This window comes from Chryseobacterium ginsenosidimutans (assembly GCF_039536845.1).
Classification (GTDB): domain Bacteria; phylum Bacteroidota; class Bacteroidia; order Flavobacteriales; family Weeksellaceae; genus Chryseobacterium; species Chryseobacterium ginsenosidimutans_B.
The window spans coordinates 261,047-279,540 of sequence record NZ_BAAAZJ010000016.1 but is presented as its reverse complement, the minus strand read 5'-3'; the positions used below and the strand labels follow the sequence as shown (position 1 = coordinate 279,540).

Genomic DNA, 18,494 nt, shown 5'->3' with positions numbered 1-18,494 from the left:
TTTTATTTTTTCATTTTGTGTGGATGTTCGTGTTTTTTCCTGAGTAAATATTTGAATCTGTTATGATTCGGATAACTTCTGTTTGTGGTAATATTGTTAAAAATCAAAGCAATAATCAATAAAATAATACATCCTGAAAGAACAGGAGAAAGAGCATACCAAAATCCTAATTCAGGAATTTTCCCTGTCGAACTGACTGCAATCAGTGCTGTTGCACCTCCGGGTGGATGTAAAGTCTTCGTATATTGCATTAAGACAATCGAAAAAGCTACGGCTAAAGGCGCAGAAAGCCAGATAATATCCGGAACAATTTTATAAACTGTAACCCCTACCAACGCAGAAAGAACATGACCTCCAATCAGATTTCTTGGTTGGGCGAGCGGACTTTGAATGGCTCCGTAAATTAAAACACTTGAAGCTCCGAAAGAACCGATCAGAAAGATATTTTCTGTAGCAGACAAAGCATGCGATTGTATGAAAGCGATAATTCCGATTCCGAAAAATGCTCCCAGAAAGGACCAGAAATGCTCTTTGTAATCAACCAGCGTTTCTTTATAGATTACATATTTTGAAACCCTGAATGTTCTTTTTATTGTCTTCTTCATATATGTTCAAATATACATAATTATCCGTTTGCAAACGACTGTTGATACATTCAATTTAATCCTTTATCAAAAAAGAATAGAAAATTTTTAAAATTATTTAAACAATCAATATTTTATAATTATTTGATTGTTAATGATTAAAACGTTTTCAAATGACTACAAACGAATTTAAATAGTTTGCAACCGACTCTGATTTTTCATTTCCGCAATCTTTGCAACAGAGATTTGAGAAAGACAGTGAGCGTCTCTTATCTGATTATTAATCCTAAAATTTAAAAGTTATGTCACTAAGAAATCAAGTAACACTTATCGGTCACACAGGTAAAGAAGTTGAAATGATAAGTTTTGAAAACGGAAATGTAAAAGCAAGTGTATCTCTGGCTACTTCTGATCACTACACGAATGCAAAAGGTGAGAAAGTAGAGGAAACGCAATGGCACAATTTAGTTGCATTCGGAAAGACTGCCGAAATTTTCCAGAAATATGTTCCGAAAGGAAAAGAGATTGCTGTGGAAGGAAAACTCACATACAGATCTTACGACGATAAAGATGGAGTAAAAAGGTATATCACGGAAATTCGGGTAGATGAAATTCTGCTTTTAGGAAGTAAATAAAACAAAAAACTGGAATCATGAAAGTAAAAGTTTTTAAAATAAGATTGCCGGAAGAATTTCTTCATGAAGATCAGAAAACATTAGATGCTTTTTTAGAATCTCATGAAATTATAAAGGTAGAAACAGCTTTTGTAAATGATGAAGATTATTGGTCTGTAGTTTTGTATTTTGATGAATTGAAAATTATTCGGCAAATCGTAAAAGAATCAAAACCAACAAAATATTCTGTAGAAAATGATGAGTTGAATTCTGACGAAGAAAAAATTCTTGAAGCCTTAAAATATTGGAGATCAGAGAAAGCTAGAGAACAGAATTTGCCCTCTTATTTTATTGCAACCAATAAAGAACTGATGTCTGTCGCCAAATACAAACCTGCCAAGAAAGAAGAATTGCTCGACATTAAAGGTTTTGGAAAACACAAAATAGAAAATTACGGTGAAGAAATTCTGGAAATTTTAGAAAGCATCTGATTTTTCAATAATAAGAAACACAAATGATGGAAATATTATGATTATAATGAAAGCCGGGGAATAATATCTTTTTCTCCTGCTTTTTTTGTTTAGCTTAAAAGTCCTTTCAATTCCTTATTTTTGCAATACTTATGAATATTAATCATTATTTATCTATTATAAAATGAAACCAGGTTTAGCAAAAGGGACGAGAGATTTTACGGCATTGGAAGTTGCAAGAAGAAGATTTATTATCAATATTTTACAAAAAAACTTCGAATTATTCGGATTCCAGCCATTGGAAACGCCGAGCTTTGAAAATCTTTCGACATTGACAGGGAAATACGGAGAAGAAGGGGATCGCTTGATTTTTAAGATTTTGAATTCAAGTATTAATGAAGCGAAAGAGGATAAAAAAAATACGATGCTTCTTGATTTTCAAAAAGCATTAGACAAACCTTTTAGCTCAGAAAATATAACTGATAAAGCCCTTCGTTACGACCTTACCGTGCCTTTTGCAAGATTTGTGGCGATGAATCATAATCAATTGACTTTCCCTTTTAAACGTTACCAAATTCAACCGGTTTGGAGAGCAGATCGTCCTCAAAAGGGAAGATTCAGAGAATTTTACCAATGTGATGCAGATGTTGTGGGAAGCGAAAGTCTTTTGCAGGAAGTAGATTTGGTTCAGTTATATTTAAAATCATTTGCAGAGCTTGGTGTTTCTGTGACAATTCATATTAATAACAGAAAAATTCTTTCCGGTTTAGCAGAATTTGCAGGAATTACAGATAAATTAATCGATTTTACAGTTGCTCTTGATAAATTAGACAAAATAGGGAAAGAAGGTGTTGTAAAAGAATTATTGGAAAGAGGTATTTCTCAGGAATCAATCGATAAACTTGATTTCTTATTCACACAATCCAATGATGCGTTGGAAAATCTTCTTCAGTTAAAAGAAAAATTTGCAGGAAATGAAATAGGCTTAAAAGGTGTTGAAGAATTGGAAACTGTGATTACGCAATCTCTAAGTCTTGGTGTTGATATTCAGAACCTTATTTTTGATATTACGTTGGCAAGAGGTTTGGATTATTATACCGGAGCGATTTTTGAGGTGAAAGCTGATGAAGTTCAGATGGGTTCTATCGGCGGCGGCGGAAGATATGATAATCTTACGGAAGTTTTCGGAGTGAAAAATATTCCGGGAATCGGGATCTCTTTCGGTCTCGACAGAATTTATCTGGTGATGGAAGAACTCGGGCTTTTCCCTGAAGAAGCAACAACAAAAATCGAATATTTATTCGCCAACTTTGGAGGAAACGAAACTTTGGAAGCTTTAAAATTAATCAGACAATTAAGAGGAAAAGGAATTTCTGCAGAGATATATCCTGAAGCTGCAAAAATCGGAAAACAATTCACTTACGCAGAAAAGAAAGGCATAAAAAATCTTGTTTTCTTAGGTGAAGAAGAGATTAAAAACGGAAACGTTACCTATAAAGATCTTGAAGCCGGAGAACAGAAAACGGTTTCTTTAGAGGAATTTTTAGGATAATCAACGTTGAAAAAAGAAATTTCCAAAGATATAATAGAAAAATGGTTAAAAGGCTGGTCTTTATCAAGAGATCTGCCTTTGCCTTTTCAATACAGATCAGGTTTTAAAGTAAAAGTTGGAGATGAAAAACAGAAAATCCGCTATGTTTTTTCTGAACTGAACGAAGACTTTCTACAATTGGCAGAATCAATTGATGAACCCTGGGTTTTTCTGAAAATTTGTGTGCCTTTCGACGATTTTAAAGATAAGATCCCTGAAAGATGGCAAATCCAGCCACAAGGCTATATGATGTCTTGTTTTCATCGGATGAAAATTCCCGATATTGAGCTTCATGACGATTATAAATTAGAATTTGAAAGTTATAACTCAACATTTGTCGTTAGAATTATGACTAAAAATAATGAACTTGCTTCAACAGGCAGGGTTGTCATTGTGGAAAAACTTGCCATTTATGACAGGATTTCGACCGAAAATAATCACAAAAGAAAAGGACTTGCCACTTTTTTAATGAAACAACTTGAACAGATTGCTTTATCAAAAGGAGTTTCCCAGAATTTTTTAGTTGCGACAGAAGAAGGTAAATCGTTGTACGAATCATTGGATTGGGAGCTTTACAGCCTTTATACTTCAATCGTAATTCCTTCTGAAACTTAAAATTTTTAGGTTGAATTAAATTATATTTGAAGAAAATAGTAATTTAGGTTCATAAATTATTTTAAAAACGATAAACTTAAAACCAGATGAATAACATTTGTGGGTTGTGCGGAACACCATTAACGGCTATGGATACTGTTTTGGGAGAAAATAAATTGGCAGACGGTCATATTTTGTGCAATAAATGCCTGAATCAGGCTACAAATATTAATAAAGATATTGTTAATAATCTTAATCAGTTTTTTCTTCCCGAAATCAGAGGAATTATTCTTCAGGGGAAAATCGGTGAATCAGAAAACCCTGTGACTTCGCAGGTTTCTGATGTTCAAAATAATGTAAATCAGAGTTTTGGATTCGGAGGTGCCGTGACAAGACTTGACGAAATCAAAGATCAGATCGTGGCTCTCAATGCGAGACTGAGTATTTTTGTGAATGATGAAGTGAAGGAATTAGCGAATGTTTTAGATAGGGATGAGAAATTGATTGCCGTTGCTGAAGGTTTAACAGTTCCCGGAAAAGTGGAAGGTCTTATTTTTTCGACACAGAAAAGAGTTGTTTTTATTGATAAAAAATTCTTTGGAAACGTACAAAAAGATGAATATTTTCATCAAAATATCAGATCAATAGATCATATTGAAAATCTTTTGTATTCATCACTTAAAATATTGACGAAAAATGGTGGGGCAGCAGAATTTAAGCTGCATACAAAAAGCGACGGCAGAACATTTTTGAATGCCGTAAATTCTTACCTCAACGGTTCTGTAAAACAATCTCCACAACAACAACAGCAACAACAAATTCAGGCTTCGTCTTTCAATCTTTATAATCTGCCGACTTCAGAATCGCCATTTCAGCAAAGTGCTCCAAAACCGGCTCCATCAAGTTCATCTCATGTAAATAAAGAGTCGACGGAAGTTATTTTCGAACAACTGGAAAAGCTTGGAAAGTTAAGAGAAATGGGAGTTTTAACCGAAGAAGAATTTGCAGAACAGAAGAAAAAATTATTGGAAAGACTTTAAATTTTCAATTAAAAACATAAAAAACATGAACGATCATTGCGGATTATGCGGAAATAAATTGACTTCGCTAGATACAATATTGGGCGAAAATAAGCTTTCAGACGACAATATTCTTTGTAATCAATGTCTGGAAAAAGCCAGTAATATCAATCAGGAATTGCTTTATGATCTGCATAATTTCAATATTAATGATATTAAAACCTTAATACAAGATGGTAAAATAGATAAGGAAGGAACAGAAGAAATTCCAAATGAAAATTTATCTGTAATCACAAACTCTGAGCAAGGTTTATTATCTAAAGATCTTTACAAAAAAAGGCTGAAAGAAATAAAACAACAGCTGGATCAGCTAAAAGCAAATCTTTCCATGTTTGCGAAAGGAGAGATCAAAGAACTGCCGCATATTCTTGCACCAGATGAAGTAATTTTAGCAATTACAGATGCTCAGTTTTCAAAAACCGTAGATGCGGGAATCTTACTGGTCACTCCAAAAAGGATCATTTCTGTTTCTAAAGCAATGTTTTCTCCGGCAAAAGTCAATGAATATCTTAATGAAAATATTCTTGAAGTAAGTTTTGTGAAAAGCTTTTTGTCGCCAATTATTAAAATCCATACAAACGATAAGATTGTTGAATTTGAATCTTTTCTGAATAAAGATTATGCTGAAGACTTCTATAATTTTATCAAAAAAATCTACAATAAGGAAAAGTATCAAAAACAATCGGATGAAGTGAAGGCCATTTCATCAGAAGCCGTTTTTAAACAACTGGAAAAATTGGCTCAGTTGAGAGAAGGCGGAATTTTAACCGAAGAAGAATTTGCAGTACAGAAGAAGAAGCTTTTAGAAAAATTATAAACCGGAACCAATGATATAAATATTAAGATTATAAAGCTAAAAACCAATGGAAAATTATTTAGAAATCAACAAAAACTCCTGGAATGCCAAAGTAGAACCGCATTTAAAGTCAGATTTTTATTTTGTGGATGAATTTTTGATGGGCAGAAATTCATTAAATTCAATTGAGCTCGAACTTTTAGGAGATATAAAAGACAAAAAGATTCTTCATTTGCAGTGTCATTTTGGTCAGGATTCAATCTCGTTATCGAGAATGGGAGCAAAAGTTACCGGAATTGATTTATCTGATAAAGCGATTGAAACAGCAAAAGATTTAGCTCAGAAAGTGGGTACAGACACAGAATTCATTTGCACGGATTTATATAATCTACCGAGTGTTTTGAATCAAAAATTTGATATTGTTTTTACAAGCTACGGAACAATTGGCTGGCTTCCGGATTTGAGTAAATGGGCAGAAATTATCAATCATTTTCTAAAACCGGACGGGAAATTTGTAATGGCAGAATTTCACCCTGTTGTATGGATGTTTGATGACGATTTTGAAGGGGTGAAATACAATTATTTCAATGAAAAACCAATTATCGAAACCTATGAAGGAACTTACGCCGATCAATCTGCAGACATTGTACAGGATTATGTAATGTGGAATCATTCTTTGGCTGAGGTACTTCAAAATTTAATTGAAAATGATCTTCAGATAGAAAATTTTAAAGAATTCGATTGGTCACCTTATCCATGTTTCAGGCATGTTGATGAATTTGAAAAAGGAAAATGGAGAATTTCTCAATTCGGAAACAAAATACCGTTGGTTTTTGCCATCGAAGCACAAAAAAAGTCATCGTAGTTCTGAATTACGATGACTTTCTGTATATATGAATGTTAAATAAACTAATTTTAGTTTACAGTTTCCTGTGCTTTATTCTTCACTTCATCTACTTTATCCTGAACCTGAGAAGCAACGTTATTAGCTTTATCCTTCAGATCATTTCCCCATTTGTTTAGGTTATCTTTTGCATTATTAATTTTATCTTTTACAGCCTGTTGTTCTTCAGCACTTGAATTTTTATATTTCCAATATGCCAATGCTCCTAAACCTACTAATGCTAAAAGGCCTTTTGTCTTATTTCCCATGATTTCTATTTTTTAATGTTAATATTAAAGTTTGATATTAGTAATCATGTAAAATGTGTGCCAAAAAATTAAATGGAATGATAAAATAATGTTAAAATTAATTGAAAACTTCAAAATTCTCACCATCAAAACTTGCATAAACCATCGTAGGATAAGAATCCTGATGATAAATATTTCCGTTTTTGTCAATGGCAATCGCACCTGCAAACCCGTCAATTGTTTTTAATTCTTCAAAAGTTTTTGTGAAAGCATTTTCCAACGACATTCCGTCGGTAACTCTTGTTACGATTTTTGTTGCAGTCGCATTGCTTACAATATCTTCACCAACTCCTGTACAGCTTACAGCGCAGAAAGAATTGGCATAATTTCCGGCAACAGTGGCAGAATCTGAAATCCTTCCCGGAATTTCAAAACCTTTTCCTCCTGTTGAAGTGGCAACGGCTAATCTTCCGTCTTTATCGATGGCAACACAACCAACAGTTCCTTTTCCGCCGTTTTGCAGTTTAGCTTCGTATTCTTTTCTTCTTTGAGGAATTTCAGTTGAAAAATTTTCGAAACCGTTTTCATTAGCATAGATTTTTGCACCATTTCCTCCTAAAACTCTGTCGTCCTCATTGATTAAATCTTTAGCAACAAAAATCGGGTTTTTTACATTCTGAATATTGATTACACCGCTTAGTTTCTGAGTTTCACCGTTCATAATGGCGGCACTCATCCGGATTACGCCATCACTTTGAATTTGTGAGCCGATTCCGGCATTGTACAATTCATCATCTTCCAGCAAAGAAACAGCATAAGCAACTGTATCAAACGCAGAATGTGATTGAAGATATTCAAAAGCCTTTTGAGCTATATTTTTTAAAGATTCCTGTTTGGCAACTTTTATTTCGTGGCTCTGATCGCTTTCCGAGAAAAATCCGCCGTGGATGATTAGTTTCATAATTTTGAAAGTTATAAAATTATAAGTGATTGATAATTATGAATTTTAGTAAAATGAAAATTTGAGTTGAAATCTACAATTCTACTTGTGTCTTACAACTCATCATTTATTATTCATAACTCATCTCGCTTGAATTATCTGTCTTGCGGAATCGGATTAAACTGAGAATTTTCGATCGTTAATGTTTTCGTCGTCAAATCATAATGATCATTCATCGACATTACGTGAACCGTTAAATTATCAATAGAAATAGGCTCTCCTAGATTAATGTTCGTAAGATTGGTGTCTTTAATAAATCTTCCGTCCACCAAAATTACAAGTCCGGAACCAACCGCGGTCATTACATCATTATGAATAAAAAGACCAGTATCTTCTCCCAAACCGATTCCCAAAGTTCTCGGATTGTTTACCACAGCCTGGAAAAGTCTTCCGATTCTTCCTCTTTGTACAAAATGGGTATCAATAATGACATTGTCAATAAGTCCTAAACCTTGCGTAGTTTTTATTTCACCTTTCAGCAAAGCTTCAGAACTGCTTCCCTGATAAATCATATTTTCAGAAGCAGCAGCAGCTCCGGCAGAAGTTCCGGAATAGATAAAATCCTGCTCCTGATATTTTAGTAAAATTGTGTCGTGAAATCTTGTTCCGCCAAGAATTGAAGTTAATCTTAACTGATCTCCTCCTGTGAACATGACAACATCTGCAGCGTTTGCTCTGGCTACAATAGCATCAGAATTAGCTTCCTCACGATTATGAACATCAAGTATATTTACATTTTTAGCACCTAAGAATTCAAATGCTTTTTTATATTCTGATCCTACAATTTGAGGTATTTGTGAAGCTGTCGTTACAATTTCAATAACGGAATCTTCTTTAAGTTTTGATTCATTGATGATCTTTCGAAGAATGCCTCTTTCAAAGAAATTAAGGTTTTTCTCTATGTTCTGATCAAAATCGGTTTCAGCAAAACTGCCCTTGTTTACAGCGCCTCCGATAACAATTAATTTTCCAACGGGTTTCATCATAGAGTGCAAATTTAAAAAATAATTAACATTTGACGAAATTCCTACCACATTTTAATTGATTGTGAGGATTTTAGAATTGTTAATAAATTTTCTCTATTTTTTAATAAATGTTTAACTGTGGTATAGTTTTTTTTAGGCTTTTACATTATCTTTGATTTTAAATGGAGTTATTGTTAACTATTAAAAATGCAAATAGATTATGAAAATTGAGAAGATACAGGCGCTGCGTGGTCCAAATATTTGGAGTATCAGAAGAAAGAAGCTGATACAGATGAGGTTGGATCTCGAAGAAATGGAAAATTTCCCTACCAACAAAATTGAAGGCTTCCGCGAAAGGATAGAAAAACTGATTCCATCTTTGTATACTCACAGATGTTCCGAAGGGGTTGAAGGCGGTTTTTTCCACCGCATAGAAACAGGAACGTGGATGGGGCACGTTATTGAACATATCGCTTTAGAAATCCAGACTTTGGCGGGAATGGATGTTGGTTTCGGAAGAACACGCGAAACAAAAACTCCGGGAATTTATAATGTAGTATTTAATTATATCGAAGAAAATGCGGGAATTTATGCAGCGGAAGAAGCGGTAAAAATTGCAGAAACTTTAATTAAAGGAGAAGAATATGACTTAAATGCCTGTATTCATAGATTAAAAGAAATCAGAGAAAGGGTTCGTCTTGGTCCTTCAACGGGAAGTATTGTTGAAGAAGCGGTTTCCAGAAGAATTCCTTGGATTCGTTTGGGTACAAACTCTTTGGTACAGCTTGGTTACGGTGTTAATCAACAAAGATTTCAGGCGACTATTACAGGGAAAACCAGCTCAATTGCCGTAGATATTGCATGTAATAAAGAGTTAACAAAAAGAATGCTTCATGATGCCGCGATTCCTGTTCCGATAGGAGATTTGATCGTAGATGAAGAAGGTTTAGGCAGTGTAATCAGAAAAATAAATTACCCTGTTGTAATTAAGCCCCTAGATGGAAATCACGGAAAAGGTTCTTCAATTAACGTTAATGATTGGGAAGCTGCAAAAATAGGATTAGAGCACGCACAGAAATACTCCAAAAAGGTAATTGTTGAAAAATATATTACGGGATATGATTTCCGTGTTTTGGTTATTAATAATAAAATGGTTGCAGCAGCAAGAAGAGTTCCTGCTCATGTTGTAGGTGACGGTGAACATAATCTTCAGCAATTAATTGAAAAAGAAAATAAAGATCCGAGAAGAGGATACGGTCACGAAAATGTCTTAACCGAGATTGAAGTAGATAAAGATACCACAGAACTTCTTGAGAAACTTCAATATACACTTGAAACTGTTCCGCACAAAGGAGAAGTTGTTTATTTGAAATCAACGGCAAATCTTTCAACAGGAGGAACTTCAATTGACGTAACAGACATGGTTCACCCGGAAAATATTACCATGGCGGAAAGGATTTCAAAAATCATTGGTCTTGATGTCTGCGGAATCGATATTATGGCAGAAAACCTTACCCAGCCTTTAAAAGAAAGTGGTGGTGCTATCATTGAAGTGAATGCTGCTCCGGGATTCAGAATGCACCTGGCTCCAAGTGAAGGATTACCAAGAAACGTTGCGGCTCCGGTGGTAGATATGTTGTATCCGCAGGGAAAACCTTTTACCATTCCGATCATTGCTGTAACAGGAACAAACGGAAAAACAACAACAACAAGATTAATTTCACATATCGTTAAAAGTAACGGTTATAGAGTAGGTTTCACTACTTCGGACGGAATCTATATTCAAAATACGATGCTGACGAAAGGAGATACAACGGGACCTCTTTCAGCTGAATTTATACTAAAAGATCCAACCGTAGAATTTGCCGTTCTGGAAACAGCAAGAGGAGGAATTCTACGTTCAGGATTAGGTTTTTCTCAATGTGATATTGGTGTTTTAACGAATATTAAAGAGGATCATTTAGGACTGAATGATATTCACAATCTGAAAGATCTTACCAAAGTAAAAAGAGTAGTTCTTGACAGTGTAAAAAAGAACGGATGGAGCGTAATGAATGCGGATGATGAATATTCTATGCGAATTGTTAATGATCTTCACTGCAATGTGGCGATTTTCAGTATGGATGAAAATAATAAGCACATTAAGAAATTTGCAAAAGAAGGAAAAATTACCTGCATTTATGAAGAAGGTTTTGTAACCATTAAAAAAGGGGACTGGAAGATAAGAATCGGTAAAGCTAAAGATTTCCCGATCACAATGGAAGGTAAAGCTAAATTCATGATTGAAAATGTTTTAGCGGCAAGTTTGGCAAGTTATCTGCAAGGTTTTGGAATTGAAGATATTTCAAATTCTTTAAGAACTTTTCTTCCGAGCGCACAGCTTACTCCAGGAAGACTGAATGTTTTTAAATTTAAAAATTTCAAAGTACTAATTGATTTCGCTCATAATCCTGCAGGGTACGAAGCGATTGAAGATTATCTTAAAAATGTAGAATCTACGAAGAAAATCGGAATCATTTCCGGGGTTGGAGACAGAAGAGATGAAGATATCAAATTATGCGGAAAAATCGCAGGCAGAATGTTTGATTATATCATCATTAGAAATGAAAAACATCTTCGTGGTAGAACTGAAGAAGAGATTAACGGATTAATTATAGACGGAATTAATGAAGCCGGAAAAGATGTAAGCTATGAAACTATTCCTAAAGAAATTGATGCTTTGAAACACGCAATGGGAATGGCAGAAGAAGGGACTTTTATCACGGCTCTAAGCGATGTTATTTCCAATGCTATTGATCTTGTACAGGAATATCAGGCAAGAGAATTGCTTGAGGATGACAAGATTTAAGCCTTAATATACATTTAAAAATAATAGAAATCCCTGAAACTAGGTGCTTTTTTAATCTAATTTCAGGGATTTTCTATTTATTGTTTTAGCCCTGACTGATATATTCACCATCTACATACCCGCCGTTGACGTAGCGAGTTGTGTCATTTGTGTGCCATGCATAAACTCCAGCTATCATGATACCTAGATCCTGCACATAATTATAGACCATATCCTGCCATTTATCAAATGGCGGCAAATGTTCCTGTAATACTAAAAATTCTTTTAAATAATCATCATGAAGCTCAAGTGCTTTCATATAGGCCTCTGTTGTGGATATTTTGTGCTCCTGTTGCAATACTTTTACAAGATTCATGGTATCCTCTTCCCTGTGAAGTTCTTTAGGTAAGGAAATAATATCATTGTGGATGCCTATCATCATGGCAGCGAGCGTATGGAAACGTTTAATATGTGGGTGTTCTAATATCTCATCGGGAAATTGGCGATATTCTTTCTGCATGGCTACATATTGACAAAAAGGATGTGCCCCGCTAGTGGCTTCCCGAATAAGAAGATAAACAGGTAGAGGCGGAATAGCATTCGCTCTGTAATAAACCCTTTCATACGAATATCCGATAAGAACATCATGTATTGTTTTTATGAATTTTTTATATAATCGCTCAGGCATTTCGCATTTTATACAATCCTGTCTTAATACCCAAAATTGATGAAATATACCATTATCGGTAGGCTCATTAGATTCGTCACCAGTAAGTAATGTCATAATACGATTGCATATTTCGTCCATTTCTTTATATGAACAACGATCCCAATAGTCATCCATCATAGCACCATTAGCGGCATAACTTGCTAGCGGACGCAATTCTGCAAGGGTTTTTAAAAAAGGACAGCCCCTCGATGCAATATCAACTAGATTATGCTTCTTGTGCTTTTCACGGGCTTCTTTGCTGTGAAAAACATATTCCCTGTCTATCCAGTCGTAATATTCTTGTCGCTGTTGTTGGAAATCGGAGTGAATAAAATCAGGAAAGGGATACTGGGGTTTTGGAAGTTGCTGCAAACCAGCATAAAATTCGTCATTTGAAATTGTTGTTTTCATAGTATTTGTTTTGTGATTAAAAGCTTATGTTAAAAATAAAAAAAAATACTGTAAATAAATCAAATTATTGTGAATTTTTAAAATATTGATAATCAAAATTTTATTTTGTGTATGTGGTATAAAAACAACAGGGAATAATTAGAAATTTAAAAATGAAAAACCCTCGATAATTTCGAAGGCGTTGTTTTATATTTTTAGATGCTTTGACAGGCTTGGCATGACATACCTAATACTAATGGGCTAATTATAAAAGTTTTTTTTGTAGCAATGTTATGCTGAGCCTGTCGAAGCATTAATATATTTTTTTAAATTATTCTTCTCCAAAAAACGCATTAGAACTCCCAATCCAAATTGCATCTTTTTTGTTGAAATCTACGTTTACCATTGCGGCTTTCGTCATTCTTCCAAGATTTTCCAATAGGATAGGCCGCTCGTCATTTTCTCTCCAAATATATAATAAACGAATTTCTGCTTTTGAAAATTCACCGTTGATATCTTCAAAAATCGGTTCGTAGGTTACTTTCCTTTGTAAAATATAATTTTCTTTATCATCAATAGCGTCGGTTATTTCTTTTGTTGGATTTAAATTAACTCCACTTCCTGCAAACGAAAATAAAGGTTTCAAAACAAAATTTTCAAGCTTCTCATTTTTCGGAAATTCATGTAAAAAATAACTTTTTGGGACAAACTGATGTTGTAAAAGTGGCAATAAAAATTTAGAAATTTTAAAGAACCAGTTTGGATGCGTAACCCAGGTTACATAAATATCTTCACGGAAATCAAATTCGGTTTTCAGGTCAGGAATTCTGTCTAATTCATCAAAAATTACTCTATTGTAAATCCTTTTGATTTCAACTAATTTATCATCGTTTTCGTAGAATAATTTTTTACCTTCTTTCTTTATTTTAGTTAAGCAAACGGTTTTTATCCCCAATAGTTTTTCAGTTAAAACAAAATCGATTGCGGTTTTTTGCTTTTCAGGATAAATTTCAAGAAGAATTACATTTTCAGGATTTTCATTGCCAAGAATTAAATCCTTCATATAATTTTTAAATTCTTCATAAGGCATTTTATTTCTAATCTCAGAAAGAAAAGGATAAACTTCGCAAAATGTATCTTCAAAAACTTTTTGAAAGGCATACAATGAAGGAAATGCCTGAAGTTCAATTAATTGAGGTTCAATTTCTCCATTCTCGCTTTTGCAGATTCCAAAATCTATGGTGAAAAAATGGGGTTGTTTGGTATCATTGGGAACTCTGCAATTATCAGGAATAGCTTTTTGTAATATTTCTTCGGGCAGAGCTTTGATCTGATCAATAATACTTTCACTGGCATCAATTAATTTAGATTCAAATTCTTTGGTCAGAAATAATGGACTTTCGGAAATTCTGAATGCAGGTTCTAAACCGCTTTTTTGTTTTAAAATTTCTTTAAACTGATTGTATTTTTCCTGTGAAAACTCCTGATTAAACTGCTTTCTATATTTTGGAATCATATTCTTATTCTTTTGTGATTTAAAAAATCGGACAATTTTTGCCCGATTTTCTTTATAAATAATTTTATATTTTAAGATGCTTCGACAGGGGCTCAGCATGACATCGCTACAAATTTAAGTCTAATAAAATAGTCAATATTAGAAATATCATCCTGAGCTTGTCGAAGCATCTGTATCAATCTAAGCTGTTACTTCAATCTGCTTCAAAACGTTTTTTTTTGCAAACTGTAAGAATCTTGGAAGAATCTGAGCCTGTGTCAGAATGATTTTGTCTTCATCATCCATTCTGTCAATTGTTTCAAGATATTTTTCCATTCCGAAATTCTCGATCATAGCTTCTTTATTTTTCTCGTCTTTCAGGTTTTCAATCATGCCTGCAGGATTAGCTTCAGGATGAAACTGAGTTCCAAAAATTTCTTCTGAAAAACGGATCGCCATTACCGCTCTTTCCAGATTGATATGAGGACGGAATTTTTCAATGGCAACGATTTTCATTCCTAATTCTTCAAAACGCTCATGATTAGGCTCAATAAATTGATAAGCTCTTGAATCTACGGCGTAAAAAGGATTCGAAAGGTTTTTTAATAAAAATTCCTGCTCGCCTTCTTCTGTTTTGTGAACCGGCATTACCCCAAAAGAATAGGATTTTCTTTTATTGATATTACCCAATTCCCAATGAATACTTGCCAATTGGAAAGAATGACAAATCAGGAATAGAAATTTTTTATCGTTACTAAATTTATTATGCTCAAAAATATCATCTAAAAACTTCGCAAATTTATCTTCCCATTCTAGTCCTTCTCTGTGAGGATCTCCGGGGCCGCCTGAAGAAATGAATATGTCAAAATCTTCAATATCCGGAATTTCATTTTTGAATCTTACATCAAAAGTTTTAATACTTACATTTTCCTCAGTGCTCTGCTGAAATGCTTCAGAAATTTCTTTTATATTTCTAAAACCTTGGTTTACATGGTTGTTATTCATATCCAGCAAAGCGATTCGAATATCTTTCATACTACATTATATTTCTTGCAAAGTTACCAAAAATATTATGAAGCATGTTCGCTATGTGTTATGCCATACTCTGTTTCTGAGATCATGTAATCTACTACTTTTGTTAAATCTCCTGTTTCTTTAAAGATCTGAAGCTGTCTGTCTGCTCCGGTTCCGTACTCCAAAATTTTCCATGCGTACTCGACTTCTTTTCTGCATCCTAATTCGTCTACAACATCATCGATAAACTCAAGAAGCTCTTTTAATAAATCAGGATAAGGAACAGACTCTTCTTTACCGAAATCAATCAAATGGGCTTCGATTCCACTTTTGGAAGCTCTCCATTTGTTTTCATTTAATAATAGTCTTCTGTAACTTCTGAAACTTAAATTCTGCTGGTGAAGCTTATAGATTTTAGCCACCAAAGCCTGCATAATTGCTGCCATACAAACAGTTTCGTCAATTCTTAAAGGCATATCGCAGATTCTGAATTCAATCGTAGGGTAGAATGGATGAACTCTTAGATCCCACCAGATTTTCTTGGCATTATCAATCGTTCCTGTTTTAACCAACAGTTCAACATAACTATCAAATTCCGCTAAAGAATTGAAATAACTTGGAATTCCGGTTCTTGGGAATTTTACAAAAATTTCCTGTCTGTAAGATTTAAACCCCGTATTTCTCCCGATCCAGAAGGGAGAGTTGGTAGACAAAGCATAAACGTGAGGAAGAAAATAACGCATGACATTCTGAATTCTCACTCCTTCTTCACGATTTGGGATTCCGATGTGAACGTGTAATCCGAAAATTAGGTTTCCACGCGCTACATCACCCATATCGTCTACGATTTTGTTGTAGCGCTCTCCGTCTGTAATCGTATTATGTTCCCAATTTGAAAACGGATGTGTTCCGCCTCCTGAAACGCGAAGACCTTGTTCATGAGCAGTATTGATAAGATGTCTTCTTAAATTCGTCAGTTCAGCTCTTGCTTCCTGAATGTTCTGGCAGATTCCTGTTTCCATTTCGATCATGGATTCGTGCATCTCGTGTTTTAAATTTTCACTTAAAACAGCTTTTCCGCCTTCAATAATTTTCGAAACATGAGAAATCAGATCTCTGCTTTCAACATCAATGATTTGATATTCTTCTTCGATTCCAATAGTAAATTGATGCATTTTTTTTCGTGTTTTTTATTTTTTATTTTACAGAGTCTTTCACGAAAGTTCCCCAAGAAATATTAGGTTTTCCCGGAACATATTCTTTAGCTTTTTCTATGGCTAATTTTGCAGAATGTTCTACAATCCATGCGAAATTTTCTTCACCTACAGAATTTCTGTCTGCATCTGGAGCAGGATTACAGAAATCAATTGCATAAGGAATTCCGTCTCTGATAGCAAATTCAACCGTGTTGAAATCATATCCAAGAGCTTCATTCATTTTAATGGTGTAATCGTGAATTGTTTTTAATAATTTTTCCAATTCTTCACCTTGAGTCTGGTGAGTTGTTGCGTATCTCAAATGATGTGCATTTCTAGGTTCATAAGGCATAATGTGGACATATTTTTGTCCAAGGCAATACACTCTGTAATAATCATCAAAAACAATTTCTTCCTGAACCATCATAACCAACTGTTCTGTTTCGCTCAGTTTATTCCAAAGATCCTCTGGATTTTCTACCCTGTAAACGCTTTTCCAGCCACCTCCGTCGTGGGGTTTCATGTAAGCAGGGAAGCCTACATACTCGAAAATATACTCCCAATCGTGAGGAAATTTTAAATTTCTGAATGATGTTTCTGTAGTATCTGTCGGTCTTTCATGAGAAGGTAACAACACTGTTTTCGGAAGTGGAATTCCCAGTTTTGACATTAATGCATTATTGAAAAACTTTTCGTCTGCACTCCACCAAAATGGGTTGTTGATTACGTAAGTTCCATTTAGAGCTGCATTTTTAAGATAAGCTCTGTAGAAAGGAACATCCTGTGAAATTCTGTCGATAATCACGGCATACCCGTAATCTGCGCCTTGTTCTAATTTGTCAATATTTACTGCTTCAGCGATGATTTCTCCACCTCCCAATTCATTTACTTTATCGATAAAAGCCCAAGGAAACGTATCTTCCATACCGAATAGAATTCCTACTTTTTTTGCCATAATTGTATGTTTTTGTTTTATTATTTGATTTTTTATTATAATTAAGTTGTTAGGAGAAAAATGCTCCGATAAATGTCGGGAAAACCATTCTCCAAAGTGGCCAGTCGTGATTGATCCATTTTCTTTCGTCATACCAGAAATCAATTCCTTTCGCTCTTAAAATATCTGCCATTTCAAGGTTTTTATCTTTACAGATGTCCTGATCTGATGTGCTTAAAACAATATGCATGTGCTTGTATTTCCATGCTTCATCGTTTTTTACAAATTCTCTCGGACAGTTAAAATAAACCAAATCATCAGAATATCCATCCATAAAATTTCTGATACTGAAAGCTCCCGAAAGACAGAAAAGATGCGAAACCACATCCGGGAATCTAAAGGCAAAATTCGCAGCATGATAACCTCCGAAGCTCGCTCCTGCAAAAGCCACACGATGTACTTTATGAATCTTTTGAATATAAGGTACAAACTCCTGAATCAAGAACTGAACATATCTTTCGTAATTTTTAATCCTTTGTTGCGGCGAAATATTATCATCATAAAAGCTCCATGCATCAATGGTCTGAATATTATAAAGTTTTACTTTTCCCTGTTCTATAAACCAATTGATGCTTCCATTCAAATGAAAATCATGGTTTTGGGTATATTGACCTTGTGAAGTCGGAAACATGATAATCGGATGACCATAATGTCCCGTAACTTCTACTTTAAGGCTCATTCCTAAAATATGTGAGTAAAAATCTGTATGCTCTATTTGCGGCATTTTTTTTCTTGTTTGGGTTTAAAATTATACTCTTGAGATTATATGAATTTAATAAATTCAATTCCTCCTAATTGATCGTTTTCAAAAATATCTAATACAATCGTTTTAAATTTTGGATGTTCCAAAACAATATTTTCTTTAAACTGCCATCTTGAACCAAGCTGATTTGCATTCGTAGAATCAACAAATTTATAATAAGCTTTGCTTTCCCACTTTCCGGGTTCAATTGGTTCTAAATTACTTATTAAATTAGATTCTTTAGTTAAATTAAATTTTATAAAATCAATAATTTCTTTAATATTAATGTCTCTGTTCATTGAA

The 18,494-nt window shown here is 34.1% G+C and carries 19 protein-coding genes; 8 read left to right on the top strand and 11 right to left on the bottom strand.

What is annotated here, in order from left to right; genetic code table 11:
• Positions 1–2 precede the first annotated feature (2 nt).
• Complete coding sequence (locus ABD745_RS20805; protein WP_344834744.1) at positions 3–605, bottom strand: HPP family protein; 603 nt, start codon at positions 603–605, stop codon at positions 3–5.
• 281 nt (positions 606–886) lie between these two features.
• Here ABD745_RS20805 and ABD745_RS20800 point away from each other — a divergent pair, with 281 nt between their 5' ends.
• The 7 genes from ABD745_RS20800 to ABD745_RS20770 all read left to right on the top strand — a co-directional run bounded on the left by ABD745_RS20800 (position 887) and on the right by ABD745_RS20770 (position 6,593).
• Positions 887–1,219: a single-stranded DNA-binding protein gene (locus tag ABD745_RS20800; RefSeq protein ID WP_047402266.1), complete on the top strand. Its 333-nt coding sequence runs from the start codon at positions 887–889 to the stop codon at positions 1,217–1,219.
• 17 nt (positions 1,220–1,236) lie between these two features.
• Positions 1,237–1,689 carry an HRDC domain-containing protein gene (locus ABD745_RS20795; protein ID WP_344834740.1) on the top strand — a complete coding sequence of 151 codons (453 nt, stop codon included), beginning with the start codon at positions 1,237–1,239 and terminating at the stop codon, positions 1,687–1,689.
• A 163-nt stretch (positions 1,690–1,852) separates the two neighbouring features.
• Positions 1,853–3,220, top strand: coding sequence for a histidine--tRNA ligase (gene hisS, locus ABD745_RS20790; RefSeq protein ID WP_344834737.1), 1,368 nt, complete (start codon positions 1,853–1,855; stop codon positions 3,218–3,220).
• Between the two features lie 6 nt (positions 3,221–3,226).
• Positions 3,227–3,874 (top strand): GNAT family N-acetyltransferase, encoded by a 648-nt coding sequence (locus tag ABD745_RS20785; protein WP_344834734.1) that lies wholly within the window; start codon positions 3,227–3,229, stop codon positions 3,872–3,874.
• An 86-nt stretch (positions 3,875–3,960) separates the two neighbouring features.
• Entirely contained in the window at positions 3,961–4,893 is a 933-nt protein-coding gene (locus ABD745_RS20780; protein ID WP_344834731.1) for an SHOCT domain-containing protein, read from the top strand.
• A gap of 25 nt (positions 4,894–4,918) precedes the next feature.
• Positions 4,919–5,749 (top strand): PH domain-containing protein, encoded by an 831-nt coding sequence (locus ABD745_RS20775; RefSeq protein WP_344834728.1) that lies wholly within the window; start codon positions 4,919–4,921, stop codon positions 5,747–5,749.
• A 46-nt stretch (positions 5,750–5,795) separates the two neighbouring features.
• Complete coding sequence (locus ABD745_RS20770) at positions 5,796–6,593, top strand: class I SAM-dependent methyltransferase (protein WP_344834725.1); 798 nt, start codon at positions 5,796–5,798, stop codon at positions 6,591–6,593.
• A 50-nt stretch (positions 6,594–6,643) separates the two neighbouring features.
• On the opposite strand, the gene ABD745_RS20765 is transcribed toward ABD745_RS20770, so the two are convergent.
• The 3 genes from ABD745_RS20765 to ABD745_RS20755 all read right to left on the bottom strand — a co-directional run bounded on the left by ABD745_RS20765 (position 6,644) and on the right by ABD745_RS20755 (position 8,842).
• Positions 6,644–6,880 (bottom strand): YtxH domain-containing protein, encoded by a 237-nt coding sequence (locus ABD745_RS20765; protein ID WP_344834723.1) that lies wholly within the window; start codon positions 6,878–6,880, stop codon positions 6,644–6,646.
• Positions 6,881–6,977: 97 nt separating this feature from the next.
• Complete coding sequence (locus ABD745_RS20760; RefSeq protein ID WP_344834720.1) at positions 6,978–7,820, bottom strand: isoaspartyl peptidase/L-asparaginase; 843 nt, start codon at positions 7,818–7,820, stop codon at positions 6,978–6,980.
• Between the two features lie 134 nt (positions 7,821–7,954).
• Positions 7,955–8,842 carry a cyanophycinase gene (locus tag ABD745_RS20755; RefSeq protein ID WP_047402267.1) on the bottom strand — a complete coding sequence of 296 codons (888 nt, stop codon included), beginning with the start codon at positions 8,840–8,842 and terminating at the stop codon, positions 7,955–7,957.
• Positions 8,843–9,044: 202 nt separating this feature from the next.
• Here ABD745_RS20755 and cphA point away from each other — a divergent pair, with 202 nt between their 5' ends.
• A complete protein-coding gene (gene cphA, locus ABD745_RS20750; RefSeq protein ID WP_344834717.1) occupies positions 9,045–11,672 on the top strand; it encodes a cyanophycin synthetase in 2,628 nt (875 codons plus the stop codon).
• 85 nt (positions 11,673–11,757) lie between these two features.
• Here cphA and ABD745_RS20745 read toward each other — a convergent pair whose 3' ends face one another.
• From ABD745_RS20745 to ABD745_RS20715, 7 genes are all read right to left on the bottom strand, one after another.
• Positions 11,758–12,771, bottom strand: a complete 1,014-nt coding sequence (locus ABD745_RS20745; RefSeq protein ID WP_344834715.1) for a terpene synthase family protein — start codon at positions 12,769–12,771, stop codon at positions 11,758–11,760.
• 310 nt (positions 12,772–13,081) lie between these two features.
• Positions 13,082–14,266, bottom strand: coding sequence for a hypothetical protein (locus ABD745_RS20740; protein ID WP_344834713.1), 1,185 nt, complete (start codon positions 14,264–14,266; stop codon positions 13,082–13,084).
• A 180-nt stretch (positions 14,267–14,446) separates the two neighbouring features.
• Positions 14,447–15,280 (bottom strand): type 1 glutamine amidotransferase, encoded by an 834-nt coding sequence (locus ABD745_RS20735; RefSeq protein ID WP_344834711.1) that lies wholly within the window; start codon positions 15,278–15,280, stop codon positions 14,447–14,449.
• A 35-nt stretch (positions 15,281–15,315) separates the two neighbouring features.
• Complete coding sequence (locus ABD745_RS20730) at positions 15,316–16,434, bottom strand: carboxylate-amine ligase (RefSeq protein ID WP_344834709.1); 1,119 nt, start codon at positions 16,432–16,434, stop codon at positions 15,316–15,318.
• 22 nt (positions 16,435–16,456) lie between these two features.
• Entirely contained in the window at positions 16,457–17,410 is a 954-nt protein-coding gene (locus ABD745_RS20725; protein ID WP_344834707.1) for an ATP-grasp domain-containing protein, read from the bottom strand.
• Between the two features lie 49 nt (positions 17,411–17,459).
• Entirely contained in the window at positions 17,460–18,173 is a 714-nt protein-coding gene (locus ABD745_RS20720) for an alpha/beta hydrolase-fold protein (RefSeq protein ID WP_344834704.1), read from the bottom strand.
• Between the two features lie 38 nt (positions 18,174–18,211).
• Complete coding sequence (locus ABD745_RS20715; RefSeq protein ID WP_344834701.1) at positions 18,212–18,490, bottom strand: hypothetical protein; 279 nt, start codon at positions 18,488–18,490, stop codon at positions 18,212–18,214.
• Positions 18,491–18,494 lie beyond the last annotated feature (4 nt).

What these genes read in the sequence shown, in the direction of transcription:
- ABD745_RS20805 (WP_344834744.1), bottom strand. Translation starts at nt 605, where the DNA reads ATGAAGAAGACAATAAAAAGAACATTCAGGGTTTCAAAATATGTAATC.
- ABD745_RS20800 (WP_047402266.1), top strand. Translation starts at nt 887, where the DNA reads ATGTCACTAAGAAATCAAGTAACACTTATCGGTCACACAGGTAAAGAA.
- ABD745_RS20795 (WP_344834740.1), top strand. Translation starts at nt 1,237, where the DNA reads ATGAAAGTAAAAGTTTTTAAAATAAGATTGCCGGAAGAATTTCTTCAT.
- hisS (WP_344834737.1), top strand. Translation starts at nt 1,853, where the DNA reads ATGAAACCAGGTTTAGCAAAAGGGACGAGAGATTTTACGGCATTGGAA.
- ABD745_RS20780 (WP_344834731.1), top strand. Translation starts at nt 3,961, where the DNA reads ATGAATAACATTTGTGGGTTGTGCGGAACACCATTAACGGCTATGGAT.
- ABD745_RS20775 (WP_344834728.1), top strand. Translation starts at nt 4,919, where the DNA reads ATGAACGATCATTGCGGATTATGCGGAAATAAATTGACTTCGCTAGAT.
- ABD745_RS20770 (WP_344834725.1), top strand. Translation starts at nt 5,796, where the DNA reads ATGGAAAATTATTTAGAAATCAACAAAAACTCCTGGAATGCCAAAGTA.
- ABD745_RS20765 (WP_344834723.1), bottom strand. Translation starts at nt 6,880, where the DNA reads ATGGGAAATAAGACAAAAGGCCTTTTAGCATTAGTAGGTTTAGGAGCA.
- ABD745_RS20760 (WP_344834720.1), bottom strand. Translation starts at nt 7,820, where the DNA reads ATGAAACTAATCATCCACGGCGGATTTTTCTCGGAAAGCGATCAGAGC.
- ABD745_RS20755 (WP_047402267.1), bottom strand. Translation starts at nt 8,842, where the DNA reads ATGAAACCCGTTGGAAAATTAATTGTTATCGGAGGCGCTGTAAACAAG.
- cphA (WP_344834717.1), top strand. Translation starts at nt 9,045, where the DNA reads ATGAAAATTGAGAAGATACAGGCGCTGCGTGGTCCAAATATTTGGAGT.
- ABD745_RS20745 (WP_344834715.1), bottom strand. Translation starts at nt 12,771, where the DNA reads ATGAAAACAACAATTTCAAATGACGAATTTTATGCTGGTTTGCAGCAA.
- ABD745_RS20740 (WP_344834713.1), bottom strand. Translation starts at nt 14,266, where the DNA reads ATGATTCCAAAATATAGAAAGCAGTTTAATCAGGAGTTTTCACAGGAA.
- ABD745_RS20735 (WP_344834711.1), bottom strand. Translation starts at nt 15,280, where the DNA reads ATGAAAGATATTCGAATCGCTTTGCTGGATATGAATAACAACCATGTA.
- ABD745_RS20730 (WP_344834709.1), bottom strand. Translation starts at nt 16,434, where the DNA reads ATGCATCAATTTACTATTGGAATCGAAGAAGAATATCAAATCATTGAT.
- ABD745_RS20725 (WP_344834707.1), bottom strand. Translation starts at nt 17,410, where the DNA reads ATGGCAAAAAAAGTAGGAATTCTATTCGGTATGGAAGATACGTTTCCT.
- ABD745_RS20720 (WP_344834704.1), bottom strand. Translation starts at nt 18,173, where the DNA reads ATGCCGCAAATAGAGCATACAGATTTTTACTCACATATTTTAGGAATG.
- ABD745_RS20715 (WP_344834701.1), bottom strand. Translation starts at nt 18,490, where the DNA reads ATGAACAGAGACATTAATATTAAAGAAATTATTGATTTTATAAAATTT.